23 protein-coding genes (1 of these 23 cut by a window edge) are annotated in these 23943 nt (G+C 56.0%); 17 read left to right on the forward strand and 6 right to left on the reverse strand.

Annotated elements, in window-relative coordinates; all coding sequences use genetic code 11:
• The first annotated feature begins 45 nt into the window (after positions 1 to 45).
• From HUO14_RS16545 to HUO14_RS11865, 3 genes are all read left to right on the forward strand, one after another.
• Positions 46 to 258, forward strand: a complete 213-nt coding sequence (locus HUO14_RS16545) for a type II toxin-antitoxin system RelE/ParE family toxin (protein ID WP_425500487.1) — start codon at positions 46 to 48, stop codon at positions 256 to 258.
• 136 nt (positions 259 to 394) lie between these two features.
• Positions 395 to 1969, forward strand: a complete 1575-nt coding sequence (locus HUO14_RS11860) for an ATP-dependent nuclease (protein ID WP_176280026.1) — start codon at positions 395 to 397, stop codon at positions 1967 to 1969.
• Complete coding sequence (locus HUO14_RS11865) at positions 1954 to 2997, forward strand: AAA family ATPase (protein WP_176280027.1); 1044 nt, start codon at positions 1954 to 1956, stop codon at positions 2995 to 2997. Before HUO14_RS11860 ends, HUO14_RS11865 begins: the two co-directional genes overlap by 16 nt.
• 183 nt (positions 2998 to 3180) lie before the next feature.
• Here HUO14_RS11865 and map read toward each other — a convergent pair whose 3' ends face one another.
• Complete coding sequence (gene map / locus HUO14_RS11870; protein ID WP_176280028.1) at positions 3181 to 4005, reverse strand: type I methionyl aminopeptidase; 825 nt, start codon at positions 4003 to 4005, stop codon at positions 3181 to 3183.
• Between the two features lie 123 nt (positions 4006 to 4128).
• On the opposite strand from map, the gene HUO14_RS11875 reads away from it, so the two are divergent.
• Complete coding sequence (locus HUO14_RS11875; RefSeq protein ID WP_176280029.1) at positions 4129 to 5871, forward strand: sulfatase-like hydrolase/transferase; 1743 nt, start codon at positions 4129 to 4131, stop codon at positions 5869 to 5871.
• A 40-nt stretch (positions 5872 to 5911) separates the two neighbouring features.
• Positions 5912 to 6670, forward strand: a complete 759-nt coding sequence (locus HUO14_RS11880; protein WP_176280030.1) for a competence/damage-inducible protein A — start codon at positions 5912 to 5914, stop codon at positions 6668 to 6670.
• 133 nt (positions 6671 to 6803) lie between these two features.
• Here HUO14_RS11880 and HUO14_RS11885 read toward each other — a convergent pair whose 3' ends face one another.
• On the reverse strand, positions 6804 to 7511 hold the full coding sequence (locus HUO14_RS11885; protein ID WP_176280031.1) for a hypothetical protein: 708 nt from the start codon (positions 7509 to 7511) through the stop codon (positions 6804 to 6806).
• A 92-nt stretch (positions 7512 to 7603) separates the two neighbouring features.
• Here HUO14_RS11885 and HUO14_RS11890 point away from each other — a divergent pair, with 92 nt between their 5' ends.
• From HUO14_RS11890 to HUO14_RS11925, 8 genes are all read left to right on the forward strand, one after another.
• Positions 7604 to 8191: an SOS response-associated peptidase gene (locus HUO14_RS11890; protein WP_176280032.1), complete on the forward strand. Its 588-nt coding sequence runs from the start codon at positions 7604 to 7606 to the stop codon at positions 8189 to 8191.
• 303 nt (positions 8192 to 8494) lie between these two features.
• On the forward strand, positions 8495 to 9349 hold the full coding sequence (locus HUO14_RS11895) for an HTH domain-containing protein (RefSeq protein WP_176280033.1): 855 nt from the start codon (positions 8495 to 8497) through the stop codon (positions 9347 to 9349).
• On the forward strand, positions 9342 to 10208 hold the full coding sequence (locus tag HUO14_RS11900) for a hypothetical protein (RefSeq protein WP_176280034.1): 867 nt from the start codon (positions 9342 to 9344) through the stop codon (positions 10206 to 10208). The genes HUO14_RS11895 and HUO14_RS11900 overlap by 8 nt, the downstream gene beginning before the upstream one ends.
• Entirely contained in the window at positions 10195 to 11130 is a 936-nt protein-coding gene (locus HUO14_RS11905) for an AIR synthase related protein (protein WP_176280035.1), read from the forward strand. Before HUO14_RS11900 ends, HUO14_RS11905 begins: the two co-directional genes overlap by 14 nt.
• Positions 11118 to 11669: an adenylyltransferase/cytidyltransferase family protein gene (locus HUO14_RS11910; protein ID WP_176280036.1), complete on the forward strand. Its 552-nt coding sequence runs from the start codon at positions 11118 to 11120 to the stop codon at positions 11667 to 11669. Before HUO14_RS11905 ends, HUO14_RS11910 begins: the two co-directional genes overlap by 13 nt.
• A 140-nt stretch (positions 11670 to 11809) precedes the next feature.
• On the forward strand, positions 11810 to 14494 hold the full coding sequence (gene acnA / locus HUO14_RS11915; protein ID WP_176280037.1) for an aconitate hydratase AcnA: 2685 nt from the start codon (positions 11810 to 11812) through the stop codon (positions 14492 to 14494).
• Between the two features lie 46 nt (positions 14495 to 14540).
• Positions 14541 to 15194 (forward strand): carboxymuconolactone decarboxylase family protein, encoded by a 654-nt coding sequence (locus HUO14_RS11920; protein ID WP_176280038.1) that lies wholly within the window; start codon positions 14541 to 14543, stop codon positions 15192 to 15194.
• Positions 15191 to 15721, forward strand: a complete 531-nt coding sequence (locus HUO14_RS11925; protein WP_176280039.1) for a VOC family protein — start codon at positions 15191 to 15193, stop codon at positions 15719 to 15721. The genes HUO14_RS11920 and HUO14_RS11925 overlap by 4 nt, the downstream gene beginning before the upstream one ends.
• On the opposite strand, the gene HUO14_RS11930 is transcribed toward HUO14_RS11925, so the two are convergent.
• Positions 15718 to 16356 carry a TetR/AcrR family transcriptional regulator gene (locus tag HUO14_RS11930; RefSeq protein WP_176280040.1) on the reverse strand — a complete coding sequence of 213 codons (639 nt, stop codon included), beginning with the start codon at positions 16354 to 16356 and terminating at the stop codon, positions 15718 to 15720. The genes HUO14_RS11925 and HUO14_RS11930 overlap by 4 nt on opposite strands.
• Positions 16357 to 16515: 159 nt before the next feature.
• Here HUO14_RS11930 and HUO14_RS11935 point away from each other — a divergent pair, with 159 nt between their 5' ends.
• From HUO14_RS11935 to HUO14_RS11945, 3 genes are all read left to right on the forward strand, one after another.
• The gene (locus HUO14_RS11935; RefSeq protein ID WP_246255537.1) at positions 16516 to 18087 is read left to right on the forward strand and encodes a DUF389 domain-containing protein; all 1572 of its coding nucleotides are present in this window, start codon (positions 16516 to 16518) and stop codon (positions 18085 to 18087) included.
• 64 nt (positions 18088 to 18151) lie between these two features.
• The gene (locus tag HUO14_RS11940; RefSeq protein ID WP_176280041.1) at positions 18152 to 19537 is read left to right on the forward strand and encodes a DUF4139 domain-containing protein; all 1386 of its coding nucleotides are present in this window, start codon (positions 18152 to 18154) and stop codon (positions 19535 to 19537) included.
• 15 nt (positions 19538 to 19552) lie between these two features.
• On the forward strand, positions 19553 to 21130 hold the full coding sequence (locus HUO14_RS11945) for a DUF4139 domain-containing protein (protein WP_246255539.1): 1578 nt from the start codon (positions 19553 to 19555) through the stop codon (positions 21128 to 21130).
• An 11-nt stretch (positions 21131 to 21141) separates the two neighbouring features.
• Here HUO14_RS11945 and HUO14_RS11950 read toward each other — a convergent pair whose 3' ends face one another.
• Both HUO14_RS11950 and HUO14_RS11955 read right to left on the reverse strand, forming a co-directional pair.
• Positions 21142 to 21564 carry an acyl-CoA thioesterase gene (locus HUO14_RS11950; RefSeq protein ID WP_246255540.1) on the reverse strand — a complete coding sequence of 141 codons (423 nt, stop codon included), beginning with the start codon at positions 21562 to 21564 and terminating at the stop codon, positions 21142 to 21144.
• A complete protein-coding gene (locus tag HUO14_RS11955; RefSeq protein WP_176280042.1) occupies positions 21554 to 21853 on the reverse strand; it encodes a hypothetical protein in 300 nt (99 codons plus the stop codon). Before HUO14_RS11955 ends, HUO14_RS11950 begins: the two co-directional genes overlap by 11 nt.
• A gap of 119 nt (positions 21854 to 21972) precedes the next feature.
• Between HUO14_RS11955 and HUO14_RS11960 the strand changes: the two genes are divergently transcribed.
• Positions 21973 to 22401, forward strand: a complete 429-nt coding sequence (locus tag HUO14_RS11960) for a CBS domain-containing protein (RefSeq protein ID WP_176280043.1) — start codon at positions 21973 to 21975, stop codon at positions 22399 to 22401.
• A 43-nt stretch (positions 22402 to 22444) separates the two neighbouring features.
• Here the strand turns inward: HUO14_RS11960 and HUO14_RS11965 are convergent, their stop codons facing one another.
• Positions 22445 to 23943: the 3' portion of a lipopolysaccharide biosynthesis protein gene (locus tag HUO14_RS11965; protein WP_176280044.1), read on the reverse strand. Its footprint extends 13 nt past the window's final position; only the last 1499 of its 1512 coding nucleotides appear in the window; its start codon lies off the right edge, out of view; the stop codon is at positions 22445 to 22447.

Raw genomic sequence — 23943 nt, forward strand, 5'->3', positions numbered from 1 at the left:
ACGGTGTGGATTTGGTGCATTGGATAGTCTGTCACCGTAATCGGCATCGATCAGGCCCGGCGCTATCGCGACCAGCTGCAGGCCTGTTTCCGGTCCCTGCTCGCCAACCCGCAGCTCGGCCGCAGCGCCGAAGAAGTTGCCCCGGGTTTGCGGCGCATCCGTCAGCAGGCGCATGTTGTGTTTTTCAGGGTTGAAGGGGAGGGGCTGCTGATCGTGCGGGTGCTACACCACAGCATGGATTTTGAGCGGCAGTTTTAGGATCATGGTGGCGGTGCACTTTTTCTAGGGATCACCATGATGAAGTTAATGGTGCACTGTCGCCGTAATTCCATATTTGACCGCTTATTCTCGATATTAGGATAGATATTATACAGTTGTCTGTTATTCTTTTGCTATGCCAGATCAATACATCGAGAAAATCCATCTAAAAAATTTTAAGGGATTTAGAGATCGAAAGGTTCAAAGCCTCGACAGTGGGTTGAACATCTTTGTTGGAGATAATGAAACCGGTAAGAGCTCGATTTTGCTAGCGGTAGAATTGGTTCTCGGTGCAAATCCCTATCGAGTAGAGTCTATTGGTCTGGACAGGTTACTCAATCAGCAAGCCGTCGCAGAGTTTTTGGCCAAAGACCAACGCAAGTTCGAAGATTTACCAGAAATGGAAATCGACATATATCTCGGCGGTTGCAGTCAAGAAGAGTTCGATGGCCAAGCTAACCTTGAGCATACCGACGCATTTGGCATTTACCTACGTTGTCGGCCGAGAGATGATCTGCACGAAATTATCACGCAACTGATTTCAGCGGCCGATCCAACATTCCCATTCGAATACTATATGATTGAGATCAAAGGATTTAGCGGTAGTCCGATCACTCCGTACAACAAGCCGATCAATCATCTCTTGATAGACAATACTCAGATTAGCAATGAACATGCTTCGCGGGCTTATGTGCGTAAGATGTACGATGAGTATACCGTAGAAAATGAGAAACAGCGTCTAAAATACGAGTATCGACAATCGAAAGCGATATTTTCAAAAGAGCAGTTCGAGGAGTTAAATAAACGCATAGAAGGGGATTACGCTTTCGCTGTGAAGAGTAATTCAAAAGCAAACCTCGAGACCGACCTCACTATCGCAGCTGCAGGCGTTGATATCGAAAACATGGGAATGGGTGCACAATGCTTCATCCGGACCGAATTTGCGCTTTCCAAGCAAACCAAGATCGATGTGGTCCTGCTTGAGGAACCGGAAAACCATTTGAGTCATGAGCGAATGAAGGAATTGGTCAAGATTATCGGCGACGCCAGCCAATCTCAAGTCTTCGTGGCCACACACAGTTCTCTCATATGCTCGCGACTTGATCTTCGGCGCGCAGTTTTCCTTGGAGACCTGTATGCCGATCCGATCAAGCTTGATAGGCTGTCAGAAACAACAGCCAAGTTCTTTATGAAGGCACCGAACAGCGCAGTACTGGAATTCGCGTTGGCTAAGAAATGCCTGCTGGTTGAAGGGCATGCCGAATATATGTTGATTGAGACCTTTTTTCAGTCTGTGACCGGCGGACCGCTCTCGGGGTCAGGAGTCAGCGTGATTTCAGTTGGGGGTCTGAGCTTCCCAAGGTTTCTTGAGATAGCTCAGTTTCTGGGCATTAAGACTGCTGTCGTGACCGACAATGACGGTGACTGGCAGCACACCTGCGTTGATCGGTATAAGGCATTCGCTGGTTCGGAAAACATCGAAATATTTGCTGACAACAACAATCAGCGAAGTACCTTTGAAATCTGCCTATATGAAGACAATTCTGCGTTATGTGATGAACTATTTGAGAAAGGCCGGAAAACACTTTCTGTTCAAGACTATATGCTGTCGGACAAGGCTGAAGTGGCTTATCAGTTGGCCTCCAATCTGGGCGACAAACTCACATGCCCTGAATACATCAAGAACGCGATCACATGGCTAAACAGCTAATTTTTGCCGTTGCTGGATCCGGAAAAACGACGAAAATTCTCGATGCTATCGATGATAATCAACGGTCGTTGATCATTACCTACACCCACGAAAACCGTCGCAGCCTGGAAGCTGGTATCGTTCACAAATTTGGTCATTTGCCGAAACATGTGACGGTCGTAACTTACTTTTCATTCCTTTATCGTTTCTGCGTCCGTCCCTATTTTTCTTACGAGTTGAGAGACAGATCTTTCACGTGGAAAGCACCGCCGAGGTTTCCTTCATGGAGAAAAAACGACGACCGCCATTACATGAATGGAGCTGGATATATCTATGCAAATCGTGCCGCCAAGTTGATTTCCGAATTTGATGCAGTCAACGACATAAACGCCCGACTCGCGCGGCATTTCGATTGTTTTTTCGTTGATGAAGTCCAAGATTTTGCTGCCAACGACTTTAACCTTCTGCTTGCGCTTACAGATGCTGATCTTGAAATCATGCTTGTCGGCGACTTTTTCCAGCATACGTTTGATACTAGCCGTGATGGGCAGGTTAAAAAGAACCTCCATAAAAAGGGTGTAGAAGCGTATTTAAACGAATTCCGCAGGGTTAATATCGACATTGACACGAAGTCGCTCGACAAGACCTATAGATGTAGTCCCTCGGTATGTGATTTTATCACGAATGTGGTTGGTATTCCGATCATTAGTCACCGAACGGAAGATAGTACCGTTCAGTTCGTTGATGATGCGGAAACAGCGTTGAACCTAGCTCGCGCCCCAGGAAACGTGACTTTATTTCTTCGAAATTATCGCAAATTTGATTGTCATGCGAATAATTGGGGTCGCAGCAAAGGACTAAACTCTTATCAAGATGTTTGCGTAGCTCTGAACCCCGGCACTTTCAAACACGTCTCGCGCGGAACAGTGGATCAGTTACCTAATGAGACCCGAAACAAGCTCTATGTAGCTTGCTCCAGAGCGCGAGGGGATCTTTACTTGTTTGAGGAGAAGTTTCTGACCAGTCTGCGCTATTCATCGAGCGTATAGCGGAGTATGAGGACAGGCCAGCTCGAGAACAGAAAACGGCTTTCAAGCCGAGTTGGCAAGACTTAAGGAGGAGCGGGAAATTGAAAGATAAAGACTTCACCGGCATCATCGCCGGCATCAAGGATGCAACCGCCTTCGTTCAACGCAACCAATCCCGCGCGCGAGTGGTGCGACCACAAAAACTCAATAAGGCGGACAATCCAGCCCGGCCGCACTCTTCGTAAAAATCTCGTTCCCGTCTTCGGTAATCCCGATACTATGCTCGAACTGCGCGGTTAGCGAGCGGTCGCGGGTGACCGCGGTCCAGCCGTCGTCGAGCATCTTGCAGGCATATTTGCCGATATTGATCATCGGCTCGATGGTGAAGAACATGCCGGGGCGCAGCTCCGGGCCGGTGCCGGGGCGGCCGGCGTGGACGACTTCGGGGGCGTCGTGGAACATCTGGCCGAGCCCGTGGCCACAGAAATCGCGGACCACCGAATAGCGGTGGGCCTCGGCGTGGCTCTGGATCGCGTGTGCGACATCGCCCATCCGGTTGCCCGGCTTGGCCTGCTCGATGCCGAGCATCATGCATTCATAGGTGACCTGGACCAGCTTGCTCGCCTTGATCGGGGTCTTGCCGACCAGATACATGCGGCTGGTATCGCCGTGCCAGCCGTCGACGATCACGGTGACGTCGATATTGACGATATCGCCCTCGGCCAGCTTCTTGTCGCCGGGGATACCGTGGCAGACGACATGGTTGATCGAGGTGCAGCAACTGTGGGTGAAGCCGCGATAGCCGAGCGTCGCCGGGACCGCGCCGGCGGCAAAAGCCTGTTGCCGGACCATGTCGTCGAGCGCGCCGGTGGTGACGCCGGGTACGACGTGCGGGACCAGGCTGTCGAGGATATCGGCGGCGAGGCGTCCGGCCTTGCGCATGCCTTCAAAACCTTCCGGCCCGTGCAGCTTGATCGCGCCGGTGCGGGATTGCGGGGTGGTGTCTTCTACGGTCATATAGTCTGTCATACGGCCTATATAGGCATCGCGCGGGCGTTTGGCGAGACCCGAAATATCGGTGATTTTTGCCGGATATTAACCCGCACCCGCTAGGCCTTCGCCTGAGAAACGGAAGCGGATTCCCGAGACCTGATGCAAAATCGCCTGAAATATATGCTGCTGGGGCTCAGCCTGCTGCTCGGCGCCGGGGAAATCTGGCACCGGCTGGCGATGCTGGCAACGCCCGAGATCCAGCCGGCGGGGCTGGTCGCCTTTGCCGGCCTGTGGCTGCTCTGCGCGATCAGCCTCGCGGGCTTTGCCCTGATCAGGAGCGGCTGGCTGCGCTGGCCGCTGGCCGCGTTGCTGGCGGCGGGGTCGCTGCTGGTCGACGGCTATCAATGGGCGGTCGGCGATTTCATGGATTACGAGAGCTTCGTCACGATGGTCGAGAGCGCCGGCGATATCGGCAGCGCGATGGCGCAGCAGGGCGGGGCACTGCTGCTGGCGGGGGGCAAGGCGTTGCTGCTGTTGCTGGCGGTCGGTCTGAAGCCGTCTGAAGGTGGCGGGCTGTGGGCGCGGGGCGCGCGATGGGCGGCGCTGCCGATCCTGCTTGGTCTGTCGGTGCTTTTATTCTTTCGCGGCGGGGAGGGGGGCAGCGGCCTGCCGTCTTCGCACAGCGGCACCAGCCTCGCTTTGCTCCACGTCTATGACCGGGCGACCAGCGAAAGCGGGCCGCGGCAGCAGGTGGCGCTGAAACCCGCCGCGACGCCACGCCGTTCCGACATCGTGCTGATCATCGACGAAAGCATCGCCGGCGCCTATCTCGATATCAACAGCGCGAGCGGCGTCTATTCCGGTCTCGGCGCGGACGGGGCAGCGGGCAGGCCGCCGATCCACAATTTCGGGCTGGCGACATCGGTCACCCATTGCAGCGTCGGCAGCAATGTCGTGCTGCGCTTTGGCGGGACGCGGGACAATTATCGCCAAACGGTCCGCACCGGTCCGTCGATCTGGGCTTATGCGCATTCCGCGGGTCTCGGCACAGTCTATCTCGATGCCCAGCGCACCGGCGGCCGCTACCAGAACCGGATGGACGGTGCCGAACGCGCGCAGATCGATCACTGGCACCAGTTTACCGATGTGCCGGTGGTGAACCGCGATCATGCCGTGGCCGACCGGCTCGCCACCTATCTGGCTGACGGCAAGCCGCAGCTGGTCCTGGTCAACAAGGTCGGCGGCCATTTCCCGGTCAGCGACAAGTTCCCGCTCAGCCACGCCCGCTACCAGCCGATGCTCAAGCGCGGCCGCTTCGCCGATGTCACCGACATGGCGACCCGCGACGGCATGGACGGGCGCGCCGCCAACTGGCGGCTCTACCGCAACAGCTACCGCAACACCCTGGTCTGGAGCGTCGGCGGCTTTTTCGACCGGCTGTTCGATCGGGCCGGGCCGGCAATCGGCGACGCGACGATCCTCTACACCGCCGACCATGGCCAGAGCTTCCACGAGCGCGGCGGTGGTGGCGAGGCGACCCATTGCACCCCCGCGCCGCAGATCGAGGAAGGCGTGGTGCCGCTGGTGGTGATCGGCGGCGAGAGCGACGGTGACGGGGAAAAGGCCGCGCGCTGGACCCGGGCCGCGGCGGCGGGCAGGGACCGCCTGTCCCACTATCGCCTCTTCCCGACCATGCTCGGCCTGATGGGCTACGCCCCCCGCGACATCGCCCCGCTCTACGGCCCCGACCTGTTCTCTGTCACGCCCGATCCGTTCAGCTTCAACACCCGCTTCAACGCGCGGCTGGGCAGCGAACCGCAATGGCTCCGCGTCCCGCTCGCCGAGATCGCCCAGCCGCCGCTGTCCGACTATCGGACGCCAGCGACAAGCGGCACCAAATAACATATTCCCAAAGCGCCCGGCATCGCTCTATAGCAGCGGCATGACACAAGAAAAAATCTGGACCGCCGCGCTGATCGTGATCGGCGATGAAATCCTCTCCGGCCGCACGCAGGACAAGAATATCGCGCAGATCGCCAGCTGGCTCAACGTCCAGGGCATCCGCCTCGCCGAGGTCCGCGTGGTCGCCGACGACATGGCGCTGATCGCCGAGGCGGTGAACATATTGCGCGCCCGCAACGACTATCTCTTCACCACCGGCGGCATCGGCCCGACCCACGACGACATCACCGTCGACGCGGTCGCCGCGGCGCTCGGCGTCGAGGTCGTGATCCACCCGACCGCCCGCGCGATCCTCGAGAAATATTACGAGACCCGCGGCGGCCTCAACGAAGGCCGGCTGCGCATGGCCCGCGTGCCGCAAGGCGCCGAGCTGATCGAGAACCGCATGTCCGGCGCGCCGGGCATCCGCATCGAGAATATGTTCCTGATGGCTGGCGTCCCGCACATCACCGCCGGCATGCTCGACGCGCTCACCGGCACGCTCGAGGGCGGCGCGCCCCTGCTCAGCGTCACGCTCGGCGCCTGGGCCCCGGAAAGCGAGATCGCCGGCGTCCTCCGCGACGCGGAAAAGGCGCACGAAAGCTGCGTCATCGGCAGCTATCCCTTCTTCCGCAACGGCACCGTCGGCGCCAATTTCGTCGTCCGCTCGACCGAGCCGCATGATCTGGAGACTTGCCGCGTGGCGCTCAAGGCGGGGCTGGAGGCTGCCGGTTACGAGGTTACCGACGGCGGCATCTAGGGGCGGGGCAGAGGGCGCGCACGCCGCTTCCCCCCAATCGTCATCCTGAACTCGTTTCAGGACCTCGTGAGATTGCGCTGTGCCGGTGGGGGTCCTGAAACGAGTTCAGGATGACGAGAATATCCCGCACCCGTCACCCCTCGCCATATTTCGCCTCCAGCGCCGCAACCCGCGCCTCGCGTTCCCGCAGCGCCTGCTCCTCCCGCGCCCGCCGCGCCTGCAATTTTACCCGCATATCGGCCAGTTTCCTGTCGAGCGACGCCCGCACCGCCGCCGCCTCTTCGGCGCTGCTGACCTTGTTGCCCTGCTCGTCAAAGACGATTCCGTCCTGCCATTCCTCCCAGGTGATCAGCCGGTCCGCGTCCTGCTCGGTCAGATTGCCCTGCTTGATCAGCAGCGCCAGCAGCGAGTCCGACGGCGTCACCCGCCGCTCGACCTCCTTGCCCGCCCGGATGATCACGGTCTCCCGCCCGACCACCGCGCGCTCGTGCGCCACCGCGATAAGCCCGGTGCGCGCGCTGGCCTGCGCCGCTTTCCAGCGCCCCGCAAATTCCGCATCCTGCCGCCGCAGCCGGTAGGCCGACGTGCTCGACATCGCCGCCACCCGGCAGGCATCGCGCACACAGCCCGCCTTGCGCAACGTCGCCAGAAACACGGCACGGGTCGCCGGGGTCCAGCCGTCATGGCGCGGCGCGCGGGGTTTTTTGGGCTGGTCGGGTTTGGAGGGGTTCTTTTCCGCCGTTCGTCCTGAGCCTGTCGAAGGACCTTGCGCGCGCTCCACCTGTGCTTCGACAGGCTCAGCACGAACGGATCTATTCTTGTTTCCCGTTATTTTGGCCATGCAAGAATATATATCAGAACCGCAGGCCTGTAGGAAAGCCTGTTGGATTTCACCCGCTGGACGCCACGTCGCCACGCTGCCATAATCCCCCGATGTGCAATCATTATCGCAATATCCCCGGCGCGCTTCATACGATCGAGAGCTGGGCCGATTATGTCAGCCATTTCCGGCTCGATGGCGCGGCAGAGGATGTCTGGCCCGGGCGACAGGGCGCGATTGTGCGGGTGGAGGACGGCGCAAAAGTCGCCGAGACCATGCACTGGGGCTTTCCGTGGGTCGGCAAGGGCAAGCGCCCCGGCACCACCCGAAAGATGAACACCACCAATGTCCGCAACCTGCAAAGCCCGCTCTACCGCAATGTCATCAACAAGGCCGAGCATCGCTGCCTGGTCCCCTTTCACCAGTTTGCCGAGCCCAAGCCGGGCGCTGGCCGGGAGGAAGTCTGGTTCAGCGTCAACGAACAGCCCGTGTCCTGCTTCGCCGGTATCTGGCGGCAACAGGAGGAGGGGCCTTGCTACGCCTTCCTGACCTGCGAACCCAATCCGCTGGTGAAGCCGATCCACCCGAAGGCGATGCCGGTGATCCTGCAGCCGGAAGATTACGACCGCTGGCTGTCCGGCGATGATGCGCAGGCGCTGCAAGCGCCGTTTCCGTCGCAGCTGATGGCGGTGGTGGGTTAGCCGAGTTGTTCACCGGCGTAGGCGCACAGGCGACTGGCCATGCGGGGCATGGCCATCAAGCCGAGCGCCCAGAACAGTCCTGTCCGATCGGCAATTAGTGCATTTAGTAAACTGTCACCGTAATCCCAGAGGAAAAGGCAAGGGGTCGGGGCGCAGTCCGTTTGTCTTGCCCATGCGGAAGAGTGGGCAGAGCGAGAGGAAAGAAAGGGGCCTATTGCCAAATAATGTATTTTGCCTAGTATAGTATCCATGAATATTGGGGGTCGAAAAAAAGTTTCATTACTGAGCGCGATAGAGACGTCAATGTCTGAGGTGAACCGGCCGATGTCAGGGAAGGAAATAGCTTCGCTTGTTCAGGAGTCATATCCTGATCTGATTGGTGGAATGACTCCTTGGAAAACTGTCGGTGCTCGATTGGCTTCAGATATTAAAGGCAACCCTGATTCTATTTTTGTCAGGGCCGGGAGAGGTTCTTACGCTTTAAAAGAGTGGGAAGACGTACCACAATTCACTGTTAAACCGAGAAAAGTAAACCCGCTCGAAGAAAATATTTTGGTTGTTCCTAGGCCAGAATTCTTGCCTTTTTTGCCTCAAGATTCCGGTCACTATCTCCGCACCGTTTCTTTAAAAACGATTATGCATCATTCTGTGACCATGCGCAGGTTGGATGCGGAAAAAACAGATAAGTTTGTCCAACTAATTCCGAGTTTCATTATCTTCAAATCAGACGAAGTTTTAAGTTACAAACGAACAAAAAAATCTCCCGAGAGCCGACTCCACGAGACTCACTCGATCATATTCGGCGGGCATCTCCAAGAAGAAGACAATCCAACACTGTTTCAGGAGGATCCTGAGATAATGACGGATTTTATTTTCAGGGAATTATACGAAGAACTAACATTCAGTGATCCAATCCGGAACCACTCATTTTGTGGCATTCTTTATTTGCAGAAAACAAAGTTCGAACGTCAACACGCGGGGATCGTATTTGCTATCGAGATAGGTGATGACACTAACGTTGCGAGCGGAGAACCGGGCTATCATTCCAATTTGGAGTTTTTAAACTGGGACGAAATTGAAGATAGTTCAGTAATGCAAGATACTTGGTCGAACCAATGCATTCAACACTTGAAGCAGTCGGATCAATCGCATGAGTGAATTTTGGACAAATAGACTAGTCGCATTGTTCGATGAGGGAATCGCAATTGCGGTAACTGGAATTTTTATTTTCGCCGCATCAAAAATCAAAATTCCAATATTTTTAAACAAGTTTAGCCTCAGATGGAAAGTAAATGGCTATATTTTAGTATCAATATTTCTAGGCCTCATAATTTTCTATTTTACCGAGCGCAATTTAATTTTAACTTCAGTCTCAGTCTCAGTCTTTTTGATATTTATATGTAATTTAATGATCTCAAGTTTTTCTGCAGTAGGAATTATCAATGTTTTTCCGACCACTGAAAAAGGCATTATGCCTGCTAAATCACTTACGATGATTCAAACCGATGTAGACTTTCTTGGCATTGGAGGAGCGAAGCTAACAGATCACAAAGAAGAATTTGTCAACATGCTCAAGAGGATAAAGAGCAACGCTGGTAAAGCTAGGTTTTTGCTTTCTTTGCCCGATAACCAAACTCTCGAATCTTTAGCTAATAAGTATGGGAGAGATGAAAAGCGTTATCAACTAAAGGTAATTGGGAGCGCACGAGAGATCACAAGCCAGTGCGAAAGTATCGGTGTTGAATACGAATTGCGATTCTACAATCTCGATAATCGATTCTCTTTGCCAGCATTCCGACTAATGTTGGTGGACAAGAAGCTTTGTATATTCAGTTTCCTTAACTGGACGAAAGCGGAAGGCCTCGACAATCCTCAAATGATTGTGCGTAAGTCAGGTCGGAAATCGCAAAGTGCGCTCTATAAATCGATGCTTCAATATTTCGATAGCTTGTGGGAATCGGACTCCGCCATAAAAGTTAGTGATCAACGCGCGCAGAATTTTCTTGTCGATAGTTGATCCTCAGCATTTTGGCTGTTCCGCAAAATTACCGTTCGACGAAAACGAACGGCTAGCAGAGATCGCTTCTGATTTTGGATTTGGTTGCCGTGACTTCTCTCGGTTAAACTCTGATAAATCTGTAATCCAATCTATCGATAAAGTTTCGCGCTGTTCTGAAAGTTGGAACAAGTTTGCTACAATAGCGATTGTGCACGGTCTAAATGACATAGTAGCGGGTGGTGCAGACCCAGAGCAACTAATGATAGCATTCGAATTTGGACCTGATGCCGAAAGTTCAAATGACCGTGAAAACGCAACGAAAGCATTCTTAGATGTGGCATCGCATTTTGGTTTTCATGTCGGCAAATGCCATTCATCTGTGGGTTACGGCCCTACATCGGTCACTATCGCTTGCATTGGCCGTCAAGCTAAAGCGGATTTGCCAGAAATAGGCACAGAGGGGCAATTATTTCTCAGCAATCCTCTAGGAGCCTTCAAAGTTCACTATTTGGCGGAGTTGGGGAGCATACCAGATGATAGAGGCGCTTATGATGTAATGAAAAATAGGATGTCAGAATATAGCCGAGTATCCGAAAACTCTACTGTGGTAACAGATGTCACGGGGCATTCGTTTCTGGGCCAGATAATGACATTTGCCCATAACTATAACGTGGACATCGATATAGCGTTGAAGCCTCAACACATGTTCCATGCAGAGGTGTTGGGGATACCGGTGGAATGTTTACAGAATGAAGTGGGGCAATATGGTCATGATGTCAGGGTGATTGACGACATTGCTGGTGATCTAGCAGTGATAAAGGAGACGGCAGGCCCATTTCTTGCACTCAAGAATTCGGAATTCTGTACGCAAAACGATCCAATGTCTGTTGGGCATTTTAGGGATGGCAGCGGTAAGGTTGAGCTAAAGTGGATAAAATAAAAATTGGCTCGGTACACGGGCGTTTTCAGCCGTTTCACAACGGTCATCTTGACTATGTTTTGCAAGCTTTTGCGCGAGCGGATCATATTTTTATCGGCATAACTCAAATTATTCGTCCGACTTCTAGAAATGATGATAAAAAAAGAGAGACGTCGGATGCAAACCCGTTTAGTTTTTTTGATCGGCGAGCACTGCTAATAGAAGGCTTGTTAGAGAACGATATTCCTAGGGATCGCTTTTCATTTATACCTTTTCCGATTGAAAAACCGAAGCAAATTTCGGAATTCTTTCCACGTTTAGGTGTTTGCTACACAACCGTTGTTGACGAATGGAATCGAGAAAAGATCAAACGCTTAAATTTACAAGGATACAAGGTCGTTGAACTGGATGTCTCGCCCGCCGACAACATTAGAGTGACGTCAGGAACTGAAATTCGCAGAATGATAAGGGCAGGTGATAATCAATGGAAAAGATTTGTTCCAGTATCAGTCGCTGAAAAGATCAGTAGAGAGATGCTTCCTGAAATTCTTTCAGTTTAAAGCACCCCTTCCCCAACTCCCTCACATCAGCTAAAGCGCTCCCGAACATCCGAATCCCACCTCCGCCACGGCCCCAACCGGCAAGGCACTCCCCGTAGTGTGGGTTTCAAAATAATAGTAACGAAAGGCCACACTCCACCATGACCACCACCGGCAAAGACTCACTCGGCACCCGCTCGACGATGACCGTCAACGGCACCGAATATAGCTATTACTCGCTCGCGAAAGCGGCGGAAAAGCTCGGCAATATCGACAAGCTGCCCTACACGCTGAAAGTGCTGCTGGAAAATATGCTGCGGTTCGAGGATGGCGGCTTTACCGTCGACGCGAAGGACGCGCAGGCGGTGGTCGACTGGCAGAAGGAAGCGAAAAGCCCGGCGGAAATTCAATATCGCCCGGCCCGCGTGCTGATGCAGGATTTTACCGGCGTGCCCGCCGTGGTCGATCTCGCCGCGATGCGCGACGGGATCAAGGCGCTGGGCGGCAATGCCGAGCAGATCAACCCGCAGGTGCCGGTGCATCTGGTCATCGATCACTCGGTGATGGTCGACGAATTCGGCACGCCGCAAGCGTTCGAACATAATGTCGAGCTGGAATATCAGCGCAATATGGAGCGTTACGAATTTCTGAAATGGGGTTCGAAGGCGTTTGACAATTTCTCCGTTGTGCCGCCGGGAACCGGCATCTGCCATCAGGTGAACCTGGAAAATATCGCCAAGGCGGTCTGGTCGTCGAAGGACGCCGAAGGCAATATGGTTGCCTATCCCGACACCTGCGTCGGCACCGACAGCCACACGACGATGATCAACGGTCTCGGCGTGCTCGGCTGGGGCGTTGGCGGGATCGAGGCGGAAGCCGCGATGCTCGGCCAGCCGGTATCGATGCTGATCCCCGAAGTGGTCGGATTCAAATTGTCCGGCAAGCTGGCCGAGGGCATTACCGCGACCGATCTGGTGCTGACCTGCGTGCAGATGCTGCGCCATGTCGGTGTGGTCGGCAGCTTCGTCGAATTTTACGGCCCCGGCCTGAAGGAACTGTCGCTCGCCGATCGCGCGACCATCGCCAATATGGCGCCGGAATATGGCGCGACCTGCGGCTATTTCCCGATCGACGAAAAAACGCTGGAATATCTCGAACTGACCGGCCGCAGCGCGCAGGATATCGCGCTGACCGAAGCTTATGCTCGCGAGCAGGGCTTCTGGCGCTATGACGAGACCACCAAGGACGCGATCTACACCAAGACGCTGGAACTCGACATCAGCACCGTGGTGCCGTCGCTCTCCGGACCGAAATTGCCGCAGCAGCGCGTGTCGATGGCCGAGCTGGACGAAGAGTTCAACCGCGATCTCAAGAAGGTCTTTGGCGTCGATGATGACGGCAAGCGGGTCGATGTCGACGGCAGCGACCAGGGCTTTGCCCATGGCGATGTCGCGATTGCCGCGATTACCAGCTGCACCAACACCTCCAACCCGACGGTGCTGATCGCCGCCGGTCTGGTCGCGCGCAAGGCGCGGGAACGCGGTCTGCAGCGCAAGCCTTGGGTCAAATCATCGCTGGCACCGGGATCGCAGGTGGTTACCGACTATCTCGACAAGGCGGGGCTTTCGGAGGATCTCAACTATCTCGGCTTCAATCTGGTCGGCTATGGTTGCACCACCTGTATCGGTAACTCGGGGCCATTGCCGGCGCCGATTAGCAAGGCGATCAACGAAAATGATCTGGTTGCCGCGTCGGTGCTCTCGGGCAACCGCAATTTCGAGGGCCGGGTGTCGCAGGACGTCCGCGCCAACTATCTCGCTTCGCCGCCGCTGGTTGTCGCTTATGCGCTGAAGGGCACGGTGCGTCAGGATATGTATGAAACGCCGATCGGGCAGGGCAAGGACGGCGAGGACGTGTTCCTCAAGGATATTTGGCCGACCAACGCCGAAGTGACCGACATGGTCAACAGCTTCGTCAATCGCGAAATGTTCGAGAGCCGCTATGCCAATGTCTATGACGGCGACGAGCAGTGGCGCGCGATCGACGTCACCGGCGGCGACACCTATCATTGGCGCGCTGGCTCGACCTATGTTGCCAACCCGCCCTATTTTGACGGCATGACGATGACGCCGGAGCCGATCAGCGACATCATCGAGGCGAAAACCCTGGCGCTGCTGGGTGACAGCATTACCACCGACCACATCTCGCCAGCCGGCGCGATCAAGGAAGACAGCCCTGCCGGAGAATATCTGAAAAATCATCAGGTTAACAAGGCCGACTTCAACTCATACGGCTCCCGCCGCGGCAACCACGAAGTCATGATGCGCGGCACTTTCGCCAACATCAGAATCAAAAACGAAATGGCCGACGGCAAAGAAGGCGGTTACACAAAATATAACGGCCAGGTCATGCCAATCTACGACGCGGCAATGAAGCACAAAGCCGACGGCACCCCATTGGTTGTTATCGGTGGCGAGCAGTACGGCACCGGCTCCTCCCGCGACTGGGCGGCCAAGGGCACCAATCTGCTCGGCGTTCGCGCTGTCATCGTCGAAAGCTACGAGCGGATCCACCGTTCGAACCTCGTCGGCATGGGCGTTTTGCCATTGCAATTCGGCGAAGGCACCGATCGCGAAATTCTCAGCCTCGACGGTTCGGAAAGCTTCACGATCAAGGGCGTTGCGACATTGAAACCACTGCAGGAAGTCGAAGTCGAAATGACCCGCGCCGACGGCACGACCTCGACCTTCAAGACGATCTGCCGGATCGATACCGCCAATGAAATGGAATATTTCCTCAACGGCGGCATCCTGCATTATGTGCTGCGGAATCTCGCGAAAGGCTAGAACGCCACGCTATATTGTGCATAGTCGGGGCATAGGAGAGAGACCCATGCCCCGACTGCGCGAAATACCCCGGTCCGAAGTGACCGACGACTATGTTCTCGGTCTCTATAATATTTTGTTCGGCGACCGTGATCCGGTGGCCGAGCCCGGAACGGCAACCGGCACGCCGGGCAACTGGTGGACCGTCTTCGCCCAGGTTCCCGATGCTTTCAGGCATACCAGCGAGGGCTTCGGTTTCTACCGCTCTCCCGATCGCAAGCTCGACCCCAAATTGCGCGAACTCGGCCAGATTCGCGCCGGCTATGCAGTGGGCTCACAATTTGTCTATTCCCAGCACAGCAAGGCAATGCGCTTCGAAGGCTTTTCCGAAGAGCAGGTCAAAGCCGTTCCCAACTGGCAGGTCGCCGACTGCTTCAGCGACGTCGAACGCGCAGTGCTGGCTTATGCTGATTGCCTTGTGCTCGAGCGGGGCAGGGTGCCCGACGGCGTCTTCGCGGCGCTGAAAAAACATCTCGGCGAAGTCGAGATACTCGAACTCACCTACATCACCTGCACCTACATGATGCACGCGGTGATGAGCCGGGCGCTGAAGCTGGAGTTCGACGACGTACCGGAACGGGTTGTCGAAGTGCCCGCTCCCGATGGTACCACCGCCGATGTCATGGGCATGGTCGACAAGCGGAACGGAGCGAACCAATGAGCTACCACCATCTCGCCCTCGCGGCGAAAGACATGCAGGCGATCCACACATTTTACGAAGTCGTGATGGGCTTCGAACTGGTCAAGGTCGAGATCGCGCCGGTGATGGGTGGCGGCTGGGGCAAGCATTTTTTCTACCGGATGGACGGTGACGACAGCCGGTTCATCGCTTTTTGGGAATTGATGGATACGCCGGGAGAAGGGGAATATAGCTTCGACCTCAACGAAGCTGCCGGAACACCACAGGGTACCAACCATTACAGCTTTGCCGTCAACACCGCTGAGGAACTGAACGGCTGGCGGGCAAAATGGAATGCTGCGGGACTCGACGTGCTGGAGATCGACCACAATTGGTGCCACTCGGTCTACACGCGTGATCCCAATGGCAATATGGTCGAATTCTGCCTGACCACCGGCAGCTTCACCGCTGCAGATCGCGCCCGGGCGTTGGCGGCGCTGGACGAGACGGAATTGAACCCAAGCCCGCCGCCTGCGATGATGAAGCAATGGCTAGCGAAGGACGCCTAGCTGGCGATATGCAGTCCAGGTTTTGCTCTGGCCTGCGGCTCTCTGGCCTGCATGCCGTTCAAGATGGTGCCGATCACGATCCTCAGCCGCTCTTCGGTAGCGAGGTGCATCATCTGCATCATCAACCGGGGATTGCAAAACGGCTGCACCATGGTGTTGACCAGTGATACGACAGTATCAAGTTCCAGCCCTTTGAAATAGCCTTTCTCCATCGCTTCGGCGAGGATTGACGCCATGTAATGATCGGCCAGATCGACATAGCCCTTTATCACTTCGAAATGTTCGTCACCCAGTTCCATATAGGATTCAAAAAGCTCCGGATCCTCTTCGTAGCGCGCACGTTTGATCACCACGCGCTTGGCAAAAAACTGATAGAGTTTTTCTTCGACCGGCATGTCGGCGGATACCAGTCCCTCCATAATGACAAGCAGCTCGGCGAACCATTCTCCGGCCATTGCCTCCGCCAATGCATCCTTGCTCTCGAAAAAGCGATAAAGATTGGATGGCGACATGCCGACCGCCGTCGCGAGGTCGGTCATGGTGAAGCTGATCGCACCTCTTTCCTGGATTATCCGGTCAGCGGCATCCATGATTCTGATGCGCGTGGCTTCGATATCGGTTTCGGGACGGGGCATGGTTGGCTCCTGCAAGGGCTCCTTGGCTCGGCAAAATAGCCGCCGTGACTTATATAGGCGATACGGTTTCATGATAAAAGACGAGATTCTTCATTTTTCAATTACGTCAGGGATCATGTTTTTCTATTCGCGCTGGCAGCGGGACGCTAAGAGACTGTTATGACAAACGATAAAGCTGATCCTGTCGGTGCAAAAAAAACGAAGGCAAAAATGCCGTCCAGTCCTCTGGCCCCGATTAGCGGCAGCATTCGATTATTTCGTCGCTGGTGGCGGCTTGCCGTGCGCGCCGGAGTCGATCAGCAAACGGTGATCGACAAAGTGCGTGAGGATAGTGGCTTCACCCCGCATTTCGCGTTCATGACCTCAATGTCGGCGGGCATCGCTATCCTCGGGTTGCTGCTCTCGTCCCCGGCAGTTGTTATTGGCGCCATGCTTCTCTCACCGTTGATGGGGCCGATCATGGGTGCCGGCTTCGCACTCGCCGTTGGCGATTCCGTGTGGCTGAAGGAAAGTGGCAAGGCGATCTTGCTGGGAACAATAATTTCCATATTGTTTGCCGCACTTGTGGTGACCATGTCGCCCATCCAGACTGTCACCGCTGAGATTGCGGCCCGTACGCGACCCAATCTGTTTGATCTCGCCGTCGCTCTCTTTTCCGCATTAGCCGGTGCCTACGCGATGATCCGGGGCCGGATGGGTACAATTGTCGGTGTTGCAATCGCGACGGCGTTGATGCCACCTCTCGCGGTTGTCGGCTTTGGCCTTGCGACTTTCAACTGGTCGGTTTTCGGCGGTTCGCTACTGCTGTTTTTCACCAACTTGATGACGATTGCGCTGACGGCGACCGGGATGGCGCGCCTTTACGGTTTCCGCTCTGTGCTGTCGGAACGGCAGTCACAGGTTCAGGTGGCGATCATGACCATCGTGTTTGTCGCGCTTGCGATTCCACTAGGCTTCTCGCTCAAGCAGATTGCCTGGGAAGCAAATGTGTCCCGATCAGCCAATGGCTATATCAAGGATCAGTTCGGCGACCGCGCCAGCGTTTCGAAAATCGAAATTGATTTCGATGCAGAGCCCATTGTCGTCAATGCGACGGTTTTCACGCCCAGGATACTGGCTGGCGCAAATGAACAGAGCGCGCGGGTGATAAGCCGCAGCTTGGGCCAGTTGATTGCGGTGAAGATCACCCAGTTCAAGGTGGAATCGGGTGATGACGCCCAATCTGCGGAACTGGCTGCGGCGAGAGCCCAGGCGCAGGCTCAGCAGGCGGAGATCCAGGTAACGAGGTTGAGAGAGAATCTCGCCCTGATTGCTGGTGTCCCGATGGATGATGTCACGCTCGATACGACCAGGCGCCGCGCCATGGTGATTGCAAAACCACTGCCAGGCGCATCTCTTGCATCCTATTATGCGCTCGAACAGCGGGTCGGAGCAGGGGCAAAGAACTGGACGATAAAGTTGCAGCCGCCAGCCGCTGCCCTGCCGGAGCTGACGATCAGCGATGGCGCTCTGCCTGAAGCGTCCGCTCGCAATCTCGATCTGATAATTTGGGCATCCGAGCGCTTGAACCTGCCATTGAGCATGAGCGGGGGTTTTGCAGATATGGCGGTAGCCAAGCAGGCCCTGGCTGCCAGAAATGTGACGGTGACCGAGCAATTTAATGCTGCTATTCCGAGTGGAGCGGTGAGACTGCGCTGGCTGTCTCCGACAGAGAATATTGGCTCGCAGTAAAACATGTTTAGCTCAGGTTCATTTCCAAGGGGTTAGCTTCGATTCTCGATAGGGGAGAAAGACAATGCGGCGTTTCATGTTCACCGGACTTTTGTTGGCGAGCGTTGCAACGCAAGCTGTTGGCCAGTCGTCGACGGATGAATCTGCGCAAGGTGCCGTCTCGGTTACCATCTACAATAACAATCAGGCGCTGGTGCAGGATATTCGCAGTCTAAATTTGCCCAAGGGCCGCAGCAAGCAGCAATTCCCCGATGTCTCCGCCCAAATCCGTGCTGAAACCGTGACGCTCTCCGGTCCCGGCATCGGCATCGTTGAACAGAATTTCGATTTCGATCTGCTCACCCCGGCCAAGCTGATGGAAAAAGCGGTGGGGCAGACGGTGACCCTGATCCGGACCAATCCTGCAACAGGTGCAGAAACCCGGGTGCGTGCGGAAATACTCGCGGCCAACGGCGGCGTGGTGATGAAAATCGGTAATACGATTGAAGTGCTGCGCGACGACGGTCTGCCGGTGCGGGTGATTTTTGATCGCGTGCCACCCAATCTGAGGGCGCGTCCAACGCTATCCATCACTTTGGAGTCGACGGGAGGGCAGGTGCCGACGACGTTGAGTTACCTGACCCCGGGGCTCGGCTGGAAGGCGGATTATGTGACCCTGTTTGACGACGCCAAGCAGACAATTGACGTCCAGGGCTGGATCACGCTGACCAATAATAGCGGTACCGATTATCGCAATGCCAACACCCTTTTAGTTGCGGGAAGTCCCAACAGTGGCGGAGGGCGGAACAGCTATCCGCAATGGCCGACCGGTACGATTGACAGCGCCGGAACCGAATCCAATGATCGTGAGCGGCTGGGCGATTATTATCTCTATCCGCTAGCGGAACGGACCACGATTGCGAATGCCCAGCAGAAGCAGGTCAGTTTTCTCGATGTAACGGCAGCGCCCGCGCGCAAGGTCTACGAGTTCACGAACAGTTGGCTGGGGACCCGCGATGCTGCCAGCGCCAATTCGGTGCTGAAATTCTCGACCTCGCGCGCCGGTGGTCTGGGCGACCAGCTGCCGTCCGGTATCATGCGGGTCTATATGCGCGACAAGCGTGGCGATCCGCAATTTATCGGCGAGAGCCAGATCGAGGCGACACCCATGGGTTCGTCAATGTCGATCCGCACGGGCGAAGCCTTTGACGTAAAGGTCAAGACCGTCGTCGAGGAGCGCACCCGCCGCTCGTCGAGCCGCTGGCGGAGCAAGATGCGCTACGAGGTTACCAATGCGCGGCCCGAAGCGGTCACGGTCGACCTCGCTCAGTCCGGACTCTGGGGAGACGTTCGCATCGAGCAGGAAAGCCAGGCCAGCGAGCGGGTGTCCGCCGACAAGGTGGAATGGCGACTCAACGTGCCTGCCAATGGCAGCGTGACGGTGACCGCGACTTTCGATAGCCGTTACTGATCGGGGGCGAGCGGCATGACCGTCTCCCGGCTTCTGCCCTTTCTGATATTGGCGTTTTGCGCGCAGGCTGGTCCGCTTGCCGCGCAGCAGCTTGTGGTTTCCGAGGAGGCTAGCAGCGTGTCGATCACGATCTACCGCGCTCCCGGAAGGGGGGATGGCGCTATCAATGTCAATTGGCCGCAAGGCTATGCCCTGATTACTGAAACCCGCACGGTGCATCTGCCCGCCGGCGACGCGACGGTGCGCTTCGAGGGCGTTTCGGAAGGCATGTTCCCGGAAAGTGCGATGGTTACGGGATTGCCCCAAGGCGTCCGGGAAAAGAACCGCGATGCGCGGCTGTTGTCTCCACAAGGTTTGGTGGACGCCTATCTCAAACGCGAAGTCTCGATCACCCGCGCCGACAAGGCGACTGGCGTCTCGCGCACGCAAGATGTGTTCATCACCGCCGGGCCGGATGGCGGCGTAATCTTCGAGAGCGATGAGGGCTTTGAGGCGCTCCGCTGCACCGGCCTGCCGGAACGGATGACCTTTTCGGAAATCCCGGCAGGTCTGTCTGCCAAGCCGACCCTGTCGATCCTCACCACTTCACCGCAGGCTGTGACGGCAAAATTGACACTGACCTATCTGGCATCCGGCTTCGACTGGCAGGCCGATTATATCGCGACGGTCAAGCAGCGCGAAGTGCAGGAAAAGCCAAAGATGGATCTGTTCGCCTGGCTGACCGTAGCCAATGGGGGCAACCAGAGTTTCGCAAATGCCAACATGATGGTGGTCGCCGGAGAACCCAACCGCGAACGGCGCACCGATCAGGTGCGTCCCACCGGAGGCGCGCTGATCATCCGCTGCTGGCCGATGCAACGGACACATCAGGTTCCCTATAATCCTGGATATATTTCCGCTCCGCCGCCACCACCGGCTTATGCTCCCATGATGTATGAAGACGAGGGAGCAGAGATCATGGTCACGGCGACGCGGCGTAGCGAAAAAATGATGGATATGGCCTCGCCGGTAGCGGTTGTTGTCGCGGAGCAGGAGGATCTTGGCGATCTCAAACTATATCGGGTTCCCGAGCGCGTGATGGTGAATGCCAAGGGCCAGAAACAGGTGGCTATGATCGTCAAGCCAGACGTTACCTTTGAACGTGTCTATGTGGCGAATGCCGGAAATTATAATGAGAGCAGCGCCGCGATCAGTTATGTTCTCCGCAGCAAGAATGATGCGGAAAACGGACTGGGTGTACCGCTGCCGGCTGGGCGGGTTGCGGTGTTTGAAAATAGTTTCGCCGGACCGCTGCTGGCGGGGGAAGGGGCTTTGCCCGATCGGGCACTAAATAACGAGATTGAGGTCGAAGTGGGCCGTTCATCCGATGTGCGATTGTCGGTGGTTTCAACACGCCAGTCCAGGCGCAAGCAAAGCTGGCGCGCGGTGGTGACCAATGCCCGCGATCACCCGGTGACGTTTGAAATGGAAATCCCCCATATTATCTCGGGCCTGGTCAGGGGTGTTGAGGTGATTGACGGTGTTCCGACTTGGCGGGTGACGGTTCCGGCCAATGACGAAGCGAAACTTTCCTACGCAATCAAATTGCGCTGACCAAAAAGCGATCAGTCTTTGCGATATTTCTGTTTTGATTCTTCGGGTATCAATCTCGGGTGATGGTTCTCATCTAGAGCAACGAAGGTAAACAGCCCGCTGGTCACCGGAACGCGTTCTTCTCCCAAATTCCGTGAAGCGATAACGTCCAGCCGGATCGCGACTGATGTCCGCCCGATCCGTTCGACCCGGGCATAGACCGAAATCAGGTCGCGGGTCAGGATCGGGGCGATAAATTCCATTGCCTCAATGGCGACCGTTGCGGTCGATCCGCGCGCCACTCTTGCCGCCATGATCCCGCCGGCGATGTCCATTTGTGACAATACCCAGCCACCGAAAATATGGCCGTTATTATTCAGATCACGCGGTTGCGGCGCGACCCGCAGCACCGGCTGCATCTTTGCCAATGCGGCCAGATCATCATCACTCATCATCAAATCCATCCGGTGAGAACGGATCATCAATCGACTCGTCATGTCCGGTACCGCTCGACAGGAACACCAGTCCCATCAGCGCCGCCGTCAGCATCAGCGCAAAGGCTATGCCGCCGGCTGTGGCGATGTATAAATGTATCGAGACCCAGCCATGCAGATAGAATAGCACCGACAATGTGGCTGCCGTGCATATCAGCGTGAACAGTGCCATGCCGCGCATCAGGCGCCAGTATCGGGCCCAGGCCATGCTGGCGTAAAGGGGGTCATCAAGGCGGGAAGGTTGAGGCAAAAGACGCTCCGTCGGTTTTCAGTGCATTGGACGCTAATCCTGTTACCATCAAGCCCAATGACTTTCAAAAATATGTTATAGAGGTGCAATAAACAGAATCAAAGCGGAGGAGAGGCACGATGACGATTCATTCTATTTTGCAGGGACGCAGCGGCGAAATTTATAGCTGTACTGCAGATATGTCGGTTTCGCAGGCTGTAGAAATACTGGCAGAGAAGCGCATCGGCGCCCTTCCGGTGCTCGATGGTGCCGCGATCGTGGGCATATTCTCCGAGCGTGATGTCCTCCATTGCATCCGGCAATATGGCGCTGCCGCGATGGACCACGCGGTGCGCGACGTGATGACCGCCGATGTTATCACCGTCGACCGGAAAAAAAGCGCGATCGGCGCGCTGTCGCTGATGACCAAAAGAAGAATTCGTCACTTGCCGGTGGTCGAAGATGGCGAATTGGTCGGTTTTGTCTCGATCGGCGATCTGGTCAAATATCGCATCGATAAAATCGAAAGCGAGGCGGCGGCGATGCGGGACTATATCCAGTCGGCATGAACAACGGTCAGGAACAGAAACGGCGATGCTGATCGCATAAGCTCTATCGAGCCTCCGGCTGTAGTTCCGCAAGCACCGGTTCCGGCGGCTTGCGGCGGACGATCAGCTGGATCACCTCGATCAGCGTCGGCTTGGCCAATATATATAGCAGGGCAATATAGGCGAGGCCGCCAATTGCGACCAATAGCGCCAATCGCGCATAGACTATCATGACCGGCAGCATTTGATCGGCGAGATAGACGATGGCCGCCATCGCGACCGAGGCAGAAAGGCCGGGCCAAACGGCCTTGGCAATTTCCCACCCGTTTATGCCGATATGGCGATGGGATTGCGAGTAAGTGAATATCGTCAGTAACGGGAAGGCGATGACCCAGCCCCAGGCGAGGCCGTAAATCCCGAACTGGATGCCGATCAGGAAGGTGGCCGGCATCAGGAACGCGCCGAACATATTGGTGCGGGCGGTAATCTGCGGGCGGCCAAGCGCATTATTGGCGGGCGTGAACAATATCTGCAGCGTCATCACCGGCATCGCCAGCGCCAGTATCGCGACAAAGGGAGACATTTCGGTCCACTTGGGACCGAATAACGTCTCGACCAGCGGATAGGCGGTGACCGCCATTCCGAGATAGAGCGGGCAGGAGATCAGCATGATTAGCCGGATCGCCTTGAGAAAGGACCAGGCCAGCGCCCGCGGATCGGATTGCAGCCGGGAATAGGCCGGGAAGGCCACCTCGTTCAGCGGCGGGACAAACTTCGCGGCGAAAATCGTCGTCAGGAACAGGGCCTCGGCATAAAGGCCGAGTTCGTGCGGATCGAGAAAACGGCCGGCGATGAATATGTCGGACTGGCTCTGGATGGTCCAGAACAAGTGGCTGGCGAGCAGGGTTGCGCCAAAGCCGAACATGGGGCCGGCACCCTTGAAGTTGAATGTCGGCAATATGTAGAATTTGACCGCTATCACCAGACAGATGGCTCTGGTCCAGAATATCGCCAGCGGTGCATAGATCAAAGTCCAGACGCCATGGCCATTATAGGCAAAATAGAGAGCGGTGACAGCGCCGGTCACTCCGGAGATCAGATTGATGATGGCCGGTTTCTTGAATTGCAGATCCCGGCTCAACAGCGCCTCCGGCAGAACCATGAACGGAGTCGCCAGAAAGATCAGCGCCTGCACCCTCAGCAGGTCGGCGATAATCGGCTGGCGAAAATAGTCGGCTGCCACAGAGGCGAGGGCCACCTGGAGAATGGCGATACCGCCATTCAGCAGCAGCAGCATGCCAAAGGCCTGCCGAATCTGGATTGTCTCGACTTTCTCGGCCTGGATGATCGAGCTGGCCAGGCCATATCCGTTCATGAAGCTCAAAAAGATCAGAACAACCTGGGTCATTGCGAAAATGCCGTAATCTTCCGGGTTGAGGATACGAATCACCGCCAGCGTCGAGCCCCAGGTAATGATCTGGGACAGGATCTGGGTTCCGGAACGCCAGAAAACGGCGCTCCTTACGCGACTGCCGAAGCTGCTGTCGCCCGCCAATGGTTCGT

Origin of the sequence: Parasphingorhabdus flavimaris, from assembly GCF_013371215.1 — a bacterium.
Classification (GTDB): Bacteria; Pseudomonadota; Alphaproteobacteria; order Sphingomonadales; family Sphingomonadaceae; genus Parasphingorhabdus; species Parasphingorhabdus flavimaris.